An 11943-nucleotide genomic window follows, 5' to 3' on the forward strand; every position below is an offset into this window, starting at 1 on the left:
ATGTCAGTCCTTGTTGCCCACGTTCTCGGCAAAAGATGTCTCGAACGCGGCTTTCTGGCTGGCATCGGCCTCTGTTTGATGCTTGGCCTTCCAGTCGTCATAGGGCATGCCATAGATCGCCTCGCGGGCGCTGTCCTTGTCCATCGCCACCCCACGCTCTTGGGCGGCTTCCATATACCAGCGCGACAGACAGTTACGGCAAAACCCCGTCAGGTTCATCATATCAATGTTTTGCACGTCGCTGCGCTTGTCCAGATGCGCCAGAAGCGCCCGAAAAGCCGCGGCCTCCAGTTCTGTGCGGGTGGTGGTGTCCATGGGCTATCCTCCGTATACTGATTGTAAGGTGCGTGTTGCCGGTGTGCAGGTCAAGCGCGGCAGGCTTGCTTTTCCGGGCATTATTGGTAGATGTTTGCGCTAACGAATTCATCCTGACATCGACCCCTGTCATATCGGGGGAACACCGTCAGGCCACACACGACAAGAGAGGACTCCTCATGACGCCTTTGCGCCGTCACCGCATGATCAAGATCGTGGCCACGCTTGGCCCGGCTTCGTCCGACTATCATACCATTCGCGCCCTGTTCGAAGCAGGCGCAGACGTGTTCCGCCTGAACATGAGCCATGGCACCCATGACGATATCGCCGCGCGCCATGCGATCATTCGCAAGATAGAGGCCGACTTGGGCCGCCCCATCGCCATTCTGGCCGACCTGCAAGGGCCGAAACTGCGCGTGGGCGTTTTCGCAAACGAATCTGAAGAACTGGTCGAGGGTGCCGCGTTCCGGTTGGACCTGACCGACAAACCGGGCGATGCAACCCGCGTGACCCTGCCCCACCCCGAAATTTTCGAAGCCTTGGAACCGGGCGCGGACCTGCTGGTCAATGACGGCAAAATCCGCCTGAAGGTGAACGATTGCGGCAAGGATTTCGCCAATTGCACCGTGACAGTGGGTGGCACAATTTCCAACCGCAAGGGCGTGAACGTGCCCGATGTGGTGCTGCCCGTCGCGGCGCTGTCGGACAAGGACCGCAAGGATCTGGAATTCGTCTGCCGCTTGGGCGTGGACTGGCTGGCGCTGTCCTTTGTGCAGCGCGCCGCCGATGTGGCCGAAGCCCGCAATCTGGCACAAGGCCGGGCCGCGATTCTGTCGAAGATCGAGAAGCCCGCCGCAGTCGCCGCGTTCGACGAAATCCTCGCCGTGTCCGATGGGATCATGGTTGCGCGGGGCGATCTGGGCGTGGAACTGCCGGTGCAGAATGTGCCACCCATCCAGAAACGTCTGGTGCGCCGCGCGCGCGCGGCTGGCAAGCCCGTAATCGTCGCCACGCAGATGCTGGAATCGATGATCGACAGCCCCATGCCAACGCGTGCCGAAGTTTCGGATGTCGCGACCGCCATTTATGAAGGTGCCGATGCGATCATGCTGTCGGCGGAATCGGCAGCGGGCGATTATCCGATTGAGGCTGTTGTCACCATGGACAATGTCGCGCGCGAGGTCGAAAGCGACCCAACCTATATCGAGATCATAGACGCCTCGCGCAAGGTCAAGCACAGCTCTATCGCTGATGGGATCGTGGCTGCCGCGCGCGAATTGGCCGAGAAAACCGACATTGCCGCGATCTGCTGTTTCACCGAATCGGGCACCACCGCGCTTCTGGTCGCACGCGAGCGCCCCCATGTGCCAATTCTGGCGCTGACCCCGATCACCAAAACCGCGCGGCGTTTGCAACTGGTCTGGGGTGTGCATTGCGAAGAGGTGGCAGAGGTCGAACGCTTCAAGAAGGCCGTCATCAACGCCGTTCGCGTCACGCGCAAATATGGGTTCGGCACTGAAAAGGACCAGATCCTTGTCACCGCAGGCATTCCGTTCAACCAGCCGGGCACAACGAACATCTTGCGTGTGGCCCCTTGCGCGGAACACTTGATCGTGTCGGGCGAACCCGAGTAACCTTGCCCCCTGTCTGAAAGGGGCAATATGGGTACCGGGATTATCTTCTTGCTGGGGGTGTATCTTGTCCCGCTTGCATTGGTCAGCGCGATCAGTGCCTGGACCGATGGCCGGCGCCCCTATGTGGCGCTTGGCCTGGGTCTGGCGGGGTTTGGCCTGGCCGTGATCGCGTCTATTCTGCGCCCCGATGGCAACTACGGTTTGCGGGACATTCCGGAACTGAGCGTGACGGTCCTTGTTCGGCTATGGCAAGCGTTCTGAGCCTTGCACCCGCGCGCGTTCTGGTTTACTGCGCGGGTTCTATTCGAAGGGGCGTCCGGCCGTTGTGGCATGCCGAGTCGCCCCCCTGACCGAAGAAGGAGTCGGAAATGCCCAAGATGAAGACCAAGTCAGGCGCGAAAAAGCGCTTCTCCATGACCGCGACCGGCAAAGTGAAAGCCGGGCAAGCGGGCAAGCGGCACGGCATGATCAAGCGGACGAAGAAATTCATCCGCGACGCGCGCGGCACCACCCTGCTGTCCGAGCAGGATGCCCGTATCGTCAAGACCTACATGCCCTATAACCGGTAAGGAGAGCGGAACATGTCACGCGTTAAATCCGGCACAGTCACTCACGCTCGCCACCGCAAGGTTATTAAAGCCGCGGCTGGCTATTATGGCGCGCGTTCGCGCAACTTCCGCACCGCTACGCAGGCTGTGGACAAGGCGAACCAGTATGCCACCCGCGACCGCAAGAACCGCAAGCGCAACTTCCGCGCATTGTGGATTCAGCGTATCAACGCTGCTGTCCGCGCAATCGACCCATCCCTGACCTATTCGCGTTTCATCAACGCGCTGATGTTGGCCGGGATCGAAGTGGACCGCAAGGTTCTGGCCGATCTGGCCGTGCACGAGCCCGAAGCGTTTGGGCAAATCGTGGAAAAAGCCAAGGCCGCAATGGCCTGAGCGCCACCCCACTGACAGTTTGAAAACCCCGCCGTGCCCAGCGCCCGGCGGGGTTTTTGTTACCCACGCCCGATATAGGGCATGGCCGTGGCCATGATGGTCATGAACTGGACATTTGCGTCCAACGGCAGGCTGGCCATATGCAGGACAGCATCGGCCACATGCTGCACATCCATCACCGGTTCAGCACGCAAGCTACCATCGGCTTGCGGCACGCCCTTGGTGAACGCATCCGTCATCTCGGACGCGGCATTGCCAATGTCGATCTGGCCACAGGCAATGTTATGTTTCCGCCCATCCAGCGACAAGGTTCGGGTCAGCCCGGTAATTGCGTGTTTCGTGGTCGTGTAAGGCACCGACCCCACGCGCGGCACATGCGCCGAGATGGACCCGTTATTGATGATCCGCCCGCCCTTCGGGTCTTGCGCGCGCATCATGGCATAAGCCCCGCGTGCAATCAGGAACGCGCCGTCCAGATTGACAGAGGCCACGCGCCGCCAGTCCTGCCATGAGATGTCTGCGATTTCGGTGGCGGGCAAGCCAAGGCCCGCATTGTTAAAGGCCACATCCAACCGCCCAAACCGTTTGGAAATGGCGACAAACAGGGCATCCACGGCATCCGGGTCGGACACGTCACAGGGATGGGCCAGCATCTGCCCCGGTGCTGTTTCAGCCAGTGTCGCCAGCTTGTCGGCAGATCGCGCCACAAGCACCACGTTGTGCCCGGCCTTGGCAAAGGCCAGCGCACACGCCCGGCCAATGCCCTGACTTGCGCCGGTTATCAGAACGATTTTAGAGTCTGTCATCTTCGGTCCTTGCCGCTGCCCTTCGGCATAGCAGTCCCGTCAGCGGTTACGCTTGTCAACCTCTGCCGTAATGTTGAACAGCGTTGCCGAGAGCCTGCCCCCGAACTGCATGTTACCAAGGATGACGGTGGTTTCCGCGCCGGTATCGTCACGGATGACCCATTGGCGCAATTCAGTCGGGTTGGCGGAAAACACCAGCCGGATAGACCCGTATTGCGGGTTCTCCGGGTCTTGCGCGATCACAGTGGTGGTGGTGCCATCATCAATATGCCCGACAACCATGCGCCGATTGCTGAAATCGACATTGCGCTCCAGTATCAGGTTCAGCGGTGTCTGGCTTAACGGATACTGGCTTGGCCCCTGATTGGACCGCCCGTCGAATATCGCGACCTGCCCGCCACCTGCCATCACAAGCGAGTCTTCCGGCGGGTCGTATTCGAACCGGACCCGACCGGGACGGCGAATATAGATACGCCCGGTGGACAAGGTGCCATCCGGGTTGATCTGGGTAAACTCACCCTCGGCCGTGGTGAAACTGTTGAAATAGCGCGAAATCTCATCCAGCGGGATACGCTCGGCATGGGCGGGGCGCACCAGCGCAAGGGCTGGCAGGGACATAAGCAGGGAACGGCGTGTAATACTCATACAGCATAAATACCCGTTTTCCCGCGCAGCGAAAGGCGCGATCCGCTCACGCTGCCAACACAAGGCAGAGAGTTGCCGATCACCGACCCTCTAAACAGGTCCGCGATTCCGCATCAGATAATCCCAGCCCCAAACGCCGAGTAACGGGACCAGCCCGCCAAGCATGTAAAGCGGTACAAAAACCAACAAAAGCCCTTACAGCGAATCCCGTTCTCCAACAAACCCCAGAAAATACAGGCCTGCCTGAAACAGGCCCATGCCAATCAAAGTGGCCACCGCGACGCTTTGAATAACGACGTTGCTGCGGTTCAGATTTGCGACCCAAGCCGCCACCGCATAGGGCAGAACGCCCCAGCCAGTTGCCAGCAAAGTCAACAGCACCACCCCAAGGTTACTGTCCTGTTCATCGGTCAGGTCCGCTGGCACCTGATACAGCGTGACCCAAAGCCACAGCATGGTCCCGACAACCAGAACCACGCCAAGCCAGAACAGGGCCACGCGCGCTAGTTGCAGAAACCGCAACATGCCCTATCCCTGCTCTGGCACCAATATCTCGCGCTTGCCGACATGGTTGGCAGATGTAACAAGCCCCTCGTCTTCCATCTGCTCGACCAGTCGTGCGGCCTTGTTGTAGCCGATGCCCAATTTGCGCTGAATATAGCTGGTCGAGCATTTGCGATCCTGGATAATGACCTGCACAGCCTGATCGTAAAGCGCATCCTCGCCATTGGTATTGCCACCAAGGCCCAGAACCGCGTCGATATCGGCTTCCTTATAAGATTCCGGGCCTTCGACCACGCCGGATTTATAGTCGGGCGGCCCAAAGGATTTCAGATGCGTGACGACCTCTTCCACCTCTTCGTCGCTGACAAAGGGGCCGTGAATCCGGTTCACGCGACCACCCCCGGCCATGTAAAGCATATCGCCCATACCCAGAAGCTGCTCGGCGCCCTGTTCGCCCAAAATGGTGCGGCTGTCGATTTTACTGGTCACCTGGAAGGAAATCCGCGTCGGGAAATTCGCCTTGATCGTGCCGGTAATCACATCGACCGAGGGGCGCTGCGTGGCCATGATAAGGTGGATGCCGCTTGCCCGCGCCATCTGCGCCAGACGCTGGATGCAGGCTTCAATTTCCTTACCCGCGACCATCATCAGGTCAGCCATCTCATCGACCACCACCACGATGAAGGGCAGCAATTCGGGCGCGAATTCTTCGGTCTCGAACACTGGATCTCCGGTTTCATCGTCGAAGCCGGTCTGAATGGTGCGCTTGAACATTTCGCCCGCGGCCAAAGCCTCTCGGACGCGGCCATTATAGCCGTCAATATTGCGCACGCCCATTTTCGACATCTTGCGGTAGCGTTCTTCCATCTCGCCCACGACCCATTTCAGGGCTACGACCGCCTTTTTCGGGTCGGTCACAACAGGCGACAAAAGATGCGGAATGCCGTCATACACAGACAGTTCCAGCATTTTCGGGTCGATCATAATCATGCGGCATTCGTCCGGGCTTAGCCGATATAGCAGCGACAGGATCATGGTATTGATCGCCACCGATTTGCCGGACCCGGTGGTCCCCGCAATCAGCAAATGCGGCATTTTGGCAAGGTTGGCGACGATCGGTTCACCATCAATGCCTTTGCCCAGCGCCAAGGGCAGGCGCATGTTGCTATCGCCAAAATCCCGCGCCGCCAAAATTTCGCGCAGCACGACCTTTTCGCGGTGCGCATTGGGCAATTCTATCCCGATAATCGACCGCCCCGGCACGGTAGACACACGCGCCGACAAGGCCGACATGGACCGCGCAATGTCATCGGCCAGCCCGATCACCCGGCTGGCTTTCAGGCCGGGCGCGGGTTCCAGTTCGTATTGCGTGACCACGGGACCGGGGCGCACGCTGACAATCTCTCCGCGGACGCCGTAATCATCCAGCACCGCTTCCAGCATCCGGGCATTTTCTTCCAGCGCATCGTCGCTGAGGGTGAAGCGCTCCACCTCTGACGGGTTTTGCAGCAGGCCCAACGGCGGCAGTTCAAAGCCCGGCACATCTTGGTCAAAGCGGAATGCGGGTTCTGCTTCGGCTTTGGCCTGACGCGAAGGTTGCTGCTTGCGCCCAGCCGAAGCCACGACCCTGCGCTGCAATACATGGGCTGCGGCGCGCGGCGGGGGCATCGGGCTTTCGGCAACGCTTGGCTCTGCCGCGCTTGGAACTGCCACACGCGGGGCTGGCGCCGGGGTCGCCGCAAGCATCCAATCGGGCATTGGAACAGGCGGCATGTCCGGTGACAGGTTTGCAGAAAGCTGTGCCGCAAAACGCTGATCCTGAGCAAATGGCGCGGCCTTTTGCTCTGCGTCCAGTGCTGTGGGCTGAGGGTGCGCAGGCGCGGACAGACGCGGCTCTGCCGGACGGCGATCACGGTCAAACTGGAATACCGGCTTCGAGGGCCTGCGGTGACGAATCGCATCCGCAATCCGCGAACGGATATGCTCGCCCTCGGGCGCATGGGCTGCCGCCGCGTTCTGCGTCAGCGGAGGCTCGATCAACTCTGGCTCTGGCATCGGGGCCGGGCGCGCGTTGAGTGATTTCAGACGCGACAACAGGTTAGGACGTTCAGCAAAATCGTCTTCCTCTGCGTAGTGCGAAACAGGCTGCGCAGGGACGTGCGGTGCGGACATTGGGCGTTGGGCTGCAAGCTGCGGATCTGATAGAGGGGGCGTCGCGCGGATTACAGGCGGCGCCCGGCGCTGCGCGACCGGCGCGGCTGACAGTTGCGGTTCTTGCCAGTCCTGAGCATGCGGCGGAGCCATCGCAGCCTCGCGCTGCATGGCGCGTGCATGGGCTTTCTGGCGGGCATGATCCAGCATCGCGCCACTGGCACGTTGTGCGCCCTTCACGCCCTGTCCCAACCCGCCGCGCAACAGCACAACGATCCCGGCATAGAGCAGCACAATACCCGACAAAAAGAAGGTCGTGAAACGCCGCATTTCGCGCAGCGACACACCCAGAACATGACCCATGATCACCACAGTCGCGCCCAGCATAACAATCGACATAAAGCGCACCCCTGCGCCCGCGCTCATGGGCAGCGCGTTGACCACAGCCCCCAGAACGGTATCGCCAAAGACACCGCCCAAGCCGGTCACTGGCTGCCAGCTTTCGCCCGGCACCAGCGTCGCGCACCAGACCGACACCACCGCCATGGCGATGGGCAGGAACACACTGCGCGCTATCAGCGCCTCGTGGCCGCGCGCAAGCACAAGGCGCAGGCCCCAAACCGCCGTGAACAGCACCAGAGTCCAGCTTGCCCAGCCAAGGATCACCATCAAGGGTGCTGCCAGCGTAGCACCAGCGCGGCCCAGAGAATTCCGCACCGGCTCATCCGAAGCCGCCATCCAGCCCGGATCCTCCGGGGTATAAGACCCAAGCATCACCGCAAACAAAAAGGCCAGCACCAGCAGGCACAACCCGACCAGCTCTCGGCCCCGTTTTTGCACAAGCGCGGACAGGTTGCTGTCCAGAAGCGGTTCGCGCTGGTTGATGTTGTAGGATGCCATCGAAAGACCTCTCAGCGATACAGACAGTCGCGCAGGCGGATCAGCGCGTCTTGTATTTCATCAATCGGCGTGACCATGGCCACGCGAACGAAACCTTGGCCAGGGTTCAGGCCGTCCTGTTCCCGCGCCAGATAAGCGCCGGGCAGAACGCGAATCCCGGTTTCGCGCCACAAGCGCAGCGCGGCCTCTTCGCCATCTGCCACTGGCAACCACAGGAAAAAGCCACCTTCCGGGGCCTGATACCCCGGAACATTGGCAAAAACTCGATTCGCCAACGCATATTTCTGTTGGTAAAGCGCGCGCGACCTGTCGACATGCGCTTCATCCGTCCAAGCCGCGGCCGCGACATGTTGCAATGGTTCGGGCAAGGGCGCACCGGCATAGGCGCGCAATTGACGAATACGCCGGATACTGTCGGGGCCACCGGCCACGAAGCCCGACCGCAGACCGGGCAGGTTCGACCGCTTCGACAGCGAATGAAAGCTGAGCACACGCTCAGGGTCCGCGCCCATGTCAGCGGCCACTTCCAAAGCACCCGGAGGCGGGGTGTTGCGGTAAATCTCGGAATAACACTCATCGGCGAAAATACGGAAATCGTGCGTTTCGGCCAGCGCAATCAAATCACGCCAATAAGCCACATCCGCCACAGCACCTTGCGGGTTCGAAGGTGAGCACACATAGGCAATCGCCACCCGGTCCAGCGTATCGGGCGCCAAGGCCGCATAATCGGGCAGATACCCGGTTTCCGCCGTTGCAGGCACAAAAACCGGTTCCGCCGCGACGGCCAAAGCGGCCACGGCATAGACCTGATAGAAGGGGTTCGGCGTCAGGATAGCCGGGCGCTGACCATTCTTGTGTTCGGGGCACAGCGCAAGGGCCGCGTTGAACAGCCCTTCGCGTGTGCCGTTCAGCGCCATGATCTGGGCCTGGGGCACCGTCACACCGTAGCGCCGCGCCAACCAATCGCTGATTGCCTCCAGCAATTCGGGAATACCCTCATTGACCGGGTATTTCGCAAAAAGATGCGTATGCGCCTGCAAGACATCCGCCAGAAAGGCGGGCATCTCATGACGCGGTTCGCCAATCGTCATCGCCACGACCTCACCGCCGGGGGCGTGATGGTCGAGCAACGCGCGCAAGCGCGGAAACGCGTATTCAGGCAGGTTCGAAAACCGCTCTGGAACTTGCATGGACTGCCTCTGTGTTTCGGGATCTTTTGCCCCGATATTGTTGTCACGATAACGCGCAACCGCGCGTGCGTCCAGCATCTTGGATGAAGACCGCGCCATAACCCCACGAAATTGTGGCATTTTCGCAGAACACCCGCAGCCTACCAGATATAGCGGCGACCACTGCGCGCAAACCCAAACTCTAGCCGCGCACGACCGTTTCCATCGCGGCGCCCAAGCGCAACAGGCGGTCATCCTGCATTGGGGGCGCCATCAGGCTAATCCCGGCAGAAGGCGTATTCGTGGGCAGCGTCAGCGCGCAGAGGCCCAACATATTGCCAATGCGGGTATTGCGCAGCGTCAGAAGGTTCTCAGTCGCGTAATACCCCTCATCCGCCAGAAGCCGCGCGGCATTGGGCGGCAGGTTCGGGGCGGTCGGCAGGATCACGGCATCATATCCGGCAACCTGCGACAGGTAGCGTTTGCGCAAAACCTCCAGCCTGTTCCAAGCGGCGATATAGTCAGCGGCAGTGTGGTCTTCGCCCGCCCGAAAGCGCGCAAGGATAGGCGGGAACACCACGTCTGGTTGCGTCGCTATAAGGTCGCGCCACTCGGCCCAAGCCTCTGGTGTGTAGATAACAGCGGACAAGGCCAGCACGTCGTCCACGACCGGCAATGTCGCGCGTGTCACACGCACACCGGCCTGTTCCAGTCGCGCCACGGCCTCCTCGAAGGCCCGCGCGGGTTCGGGGCGAATATCTTCAAAAGGCGCCCCCTCGAGCACCAGAAAGCGCCGTCCTGACAGGCTGGAGCCGCGCAAATCGGCAGGAAGGCGCCCTTCGATCATGGCAAGAAAAGCCGCGCAATCTTCGACACTGCGGGCCAATGGGCCAACCGTGTCAAAGCGGCGCGCCAGCGGAACAACACCATCCAATGACAAGCGTCCATGCGTGGTCTTTAACCCCACAAGATCGTTCCAGGCTGCCGGTATCCGAACGGAACCGCCGGTGTCGGACCCAACCCCCAGTGCGGCAAGGCCAAACGCCACAGAGGCCGCTGCCCCGGAAGACGACCCGCCCGGCACAGCATTGTGGTCATTCACGCAAGGTGGCGTTGCGGTCACGGGGTTCAGGCCCAGCCCGGAATAGGCGAATTCGGTCATATGCGTCTTGCCCAGGCAGATCGTGCCAGCCTGCCGCGCCACGCGCAGCACCTGCGCATCACGCAACGGGGTGCGCCCCGCAAGCAGGGCAGACCCCGCCGCCGTTGGTGTGGCCGCGCTGTCGAACAGGTCTTTCCACGACAACGCCACCCCATCAAGCGGCCCACGCCGCAGCCCCTCGCGCGCCCGCGAACGCGCTGCCACCGCTTCCAGCAAGGCCCGTTTTTCGGTCACTGCGGAATAGATCCGATCCCGCAGGGGGTGCGCGTGGATCGCCTCCAGATAGGCTTCGGTCAGGGTTAGCGGGCACAATGCCCCCTGCTCTATTGCGCGGCCCTGCGCTACCGCACTTCTGGTCAGCCAGTCTTGCATCATCCACCCCGATCTTGCGGTCTGCCATTTAATGTCAGACTATTCGCCGCACGATGCCATCGGAACGATCAATATGCCACATGGACTTGCACAGCAGCCTGCTCCATATATCCACCCATGAGCTATGACACCGATATCCTTATTGTTGGCGGTGGGCTGAACGGCCCCGCCTTGGCCCTTGCCCTTGCCAGCACGGGACAGCGCGTAACCGTGGTCGATGCCCTGCCGCGTGACACGCGGGCAGAAGCGGGCTTTGACGGGCGCGCCTATGCGTTGGCGCTGGCGTCTATCCGGGTGCTGGACGGAATTGGGCTTTGGTCGCATGTTGCAGAGCATGCGCAACCCATGCTGAAGATCGTGGCAAGCGACGGTCGCGCGGGCGAAGGGGCTGCGCCGTTTTTTCTGGCATTCGACCACGCAGAGATCGAGGAAGGCCCGATGGGCCACATGCTGGAAGACCGTTTCCTGCGCCCTGCCCTGTTACAGGCGATGGATGCGGCCGGGATCACGCAGCTTTCTGGCGAAACCGTCGTGTCACAATCGGTGGATGACCGCGCCGCAACGGTGCAGCTTGCCTCTGGTCGCAGCCTGCGGGCACGGTTGCTGGTGGGCTGTGACGGGCGTGACAGCGGCACCGCCACGCGTGCAGGTATTCGGCGGACGGGCTGGGACTATGGCCAGACCGGGTTGGTCTGCGCGGTAGAGCATGAGTTACCACATGAAGGCACGGCGCATCAGTTCTTTATGCCAGCCGGTCCGCTGGCAATCCTACCTCTGCCCGGCAACCGCTCTTCGATCGTGTGGAGCGAAACAACCAGCCGCGCCGCCGAAATCCACGCTCTGGATGATGCCGCCTATCTAGAAGTTCTGCGCCCCCGCTTCGGGGATTTTCTAGGCAAGATTTCTCTGGCCGGAAAACGCCATGCCTACCCATTGAAGCTGACGATCGCCAATCGGTTCATTGCGCCACGGCTTGCCCTAGTGGGCGACGCCGCGCATGGGATGCATCCGATTGCGGGGCAAGGGTTCAATTTCGGACTGCGCGACATTGCCGCCTTGGCCGAGGTGATCGCAGAGGCCGCGCGCCGGGGCGAGGATATTGCCAGCCCCTTGGTGTTGGAGCGTTACCAACAATGGCGGCGGTTCGATACGATGCTGATGGCCGTTGGCACCGACAGCGTGAACAAGTTATTTTCTAATGATAACCCTGTTTTGCGGGGCATTCGCGATATTGGTCTTGGGGTCGTCAATGCAGTGCCGGGCTTGCGCCGGGCCAGCATACGCGAGGCCGCAGGCCTAACCGGCGATCTGCCAAGGTTGATGCGCGGCTTGCCGATTTGA

12 protein-coding genes are annotated in these 11943 nt (G+C 61.1%); 5 read left to right on the forward strand and 7 right to left on the reverse strand.

Annotated elements, in window-relative coordinates; genetic code table 11:
• Positions 1–3: 3 nt before the first annotated feature.
• Complete coding sequence (locus M3N55_RS02985) at positions 4–315, reverse strand: DUF1244 domain-containing protein (protein ID WP_249056236.1); 312 nt, start codon at positions 313–315, stop codon at positions 4–6.
• 188 nt (positions 316–503) lie between these two features.
• On the opposite strand from M3N55_RS02985, the gene pyk reads away from it, so the two are divergent.
• From pyk to rplT, 4 genes are all read left to right on the forward strand, one after another.
• Entirely contained in the window at positions 504–1949 is a 1446-nt protein-coding gene (pyk, locus tag M3N55_RS02990) for a pyruvate kinase (protein WP_249056587.1), read from the forward strand.
• A 27-nt stretch (positions 1950–1976) separates the two neighbouring features.
• Positions 1977–2210: a hypothetical protein gene (locus tag M3N55_RS02995; protein ID WP_249056238.1), complete on the forward strand. Its 234-nt coding sequence runs from the start codon at positions 1977–1979 to the stop codon at positions 2208–2210.
• A gap of 107 nt (positions 2211–2317) precedes the next feature.
• On the forward strand, positions 2318–2518 hold the full coding sequence (gene rpmI / locus M3N55_RS03000) for a 50S ribosomal protein L35 (protein WP_072247128.1): 201 nt from the start codon (positions 2318–2320) through the stop codon (positions 2516–2518).
• Positions 2519–2530: 12 nt separating this feature from the next.
• Entirely contained in the window at positions 2531–2893 is a 363-nt protein-coding gene (rplT, locus tag M3N55_RS03005) for a 50S ribosomal protein L20 (protein WP_249056239.1), read from the forward strand.
• A 59-nt stretch (positions 2894–2952) separates the two neighbouring features.
• On the opposite strand, the gene M3N55_RS03010 is transcribed toward rplT, so the two are convergent.
• The 6 genes from M3N55_RS03010 to M3N55_RS03035 all read right to left on the reverse strand — a co-directional run bounded on the left by M3N55_RS03010 (position 2953) and on the right by M3N55_RS03035 (position 10602).
• On the reverse strand, positions 2953–3699 hold the full coding sequence (locus M3N55_RS03010; protein ID WP_249056241.1) for an SDR family oxidoreductase: 747 nt from the start codon (positions 3697–3699) through the stop codon (positions 2953–2955).
• A 39-nt stretch (positions 3700–3738) separates the two neighbouring features.
• On the reverse strand, positions 3739–4344 hold the full coding sequence (locus M3N55_RS03015) for a LolA family protein (RefSeq protein WP_249056243.1): 606 nt from the start codon (positions 4342–4344) through the stop codon (positions 3739–3741).
• A 195-nt stretch (positions 4345–4539) separates the two neighbouring features.
• The gene (locus M3N55_RS03020; RefSeq protein WP_249056244.1) at positions 4540–4869 is read right to left on the reverse strand and encodes a hypothetical protein; all 330 of its coding nucleotides are present in this window, start codon (positions 4867–4869) and stop codon (positions 4540–4542) included.
• 3 nt (positions 4870–4872) lie between these two features.
• Positions 4873–7899 (reverse strand): DNA translocase FtsK, encoded by a 3027-nt coding sequence (locus M3N55_RS03025; RefSeq protein WP_249056246.1) that lies wholly within the window; start codon positions 7897–7899, stop codon positions 4873–4875.
• 11 nt (positions 7900–7910) lie between these two features.
• The gene (locus M3N55_RS03030; protein WP_249056590.1) at positions 7911–9089 is read right to left on the reverse strand and encodes an aminotransferase class I/II-fold pyridoxal phosphate-dependent enzyme; all 1179 of its coding nucleotides are present in this window, start codon (positions 9087–9089) and stop codon (positions 7911–7913) included.
• A gap of 181 nt (positions 9090–9270) precedes the next feature.
• Positions 9271–10602 carry an amidase gene (locus tag M3N55_RS03035; protein WP_249056592.1) on the reverse strand — a complete coding sequence of 444 codons (1332 nt, stop codon included), beginning with the start codon at positions 10600–10602 and terminating at the stop codon, positions 9271–9273.
• Positions 10603–10719: 117 nt separating this feature from the next.
• Between M3N55_RS03035 and M3N55_RS03040 the strand changes: the two genes are divergently transcribed.
• Positions 10720–11943, forward strand: a complete 1224-nt coding sequence (locus M3N55_RS03040; protein WP_249056248.1) for an FAD-dependent monooxygenase — start codon at positions 10720–10722, stop codon at positions 11941–11943.

The sequence above is a fragment of the Roseinatronobacter domitianus genome (assembly GCF_023336755.1).
GTDB lineage: Bacteria > Pseudomonadota > Alphaproteobacteria > Rhodobacterales > Rhodobacteraceae > Roseinatronobacter > Roseinatronobacter domitianus.

Excerpts from the sequence above, each read along its gene's own strand:
- M3N55_RS02985 (WP_249056236.1), bottom strand. The coding sequence starts at position 315 with ATGGACACCACCACCCGCACAGAACTGGAGGCCGCGGCTTTTCGGGCG.
- M3N55_RS02995 (WP_249056238.1), top strand. The coding sequence starts at position 1,977 with ATGGGTACCGGGATTATCTTCTTGCTGGGGGTGTATCTTGTCCCGCTT.
- rpmI (WP_072247128.1), top strand. The coding sequence starts at position 2,318 with ATGCCCAAGATGAAGACCAAGTCAGGCGCGAAAAAGCGCTTCTCCATG.
- rplT (WP_249056239.1), top strand. The coding sequence starts at position 2,531 with ATGTCACGCGTTAAATCCGGCACAGTCACTCACGCTCGCCACCGCAAG.
- M3N55_RS03010 (WP_249056241.1), bottom strand. The coding sequence starts at position 3,699 with ATGACAGACTCTAAAATCGTTCTGATAACCGGCGCAAGTCAGGGCATT.
- M3N55_RS03015 (WP_249056243.1), bottom strand. The coding sequence starts at position 4,344 with ATGAGTATTACACGCCGTTCCCTGCTTATGTCCCTGCCAGCCCTTGCG.
- M3N55_RS03020 (WP_249056244.1), bottom strand. The coding sequence starts at position 4,869 with ATGTTGCGGTTTCTGCAACTAGCGCGCGTGGCCCTGTTCTGGCTTGGC.
- M3N55_RS03025 (WP_249056246.1), bottom strand. The coding sequence starts at position 7,899 with ATGGCATCCTACAACATCAACCAGCGCGAACCGCTTCTGGACAGCAAC.
- M3N55_RS03030 (WP_249056590.1), bottom strand. The coding sequence starts at position 9,089 with ATGCAAGTTCCAGAGCGGTTTTCGAACCTGCCTGAATACGCGTTTCCG.
- M3N55_RS03035 (WP_249056592.1), bottom strand. The coding sequence starts at position 10,602 with ATGCAAGACTGGCTGACCAGAAGTGCGGTAGCGCAGGGCCGCGCAATA.
- M3N55_RS03040 (WP_249056248.1), top strand. The coding sequence starts at position 10,720 with ATGAGCTATGACACCGATATCCTTATTGTTGGCGGTGGGCTGAACGGC.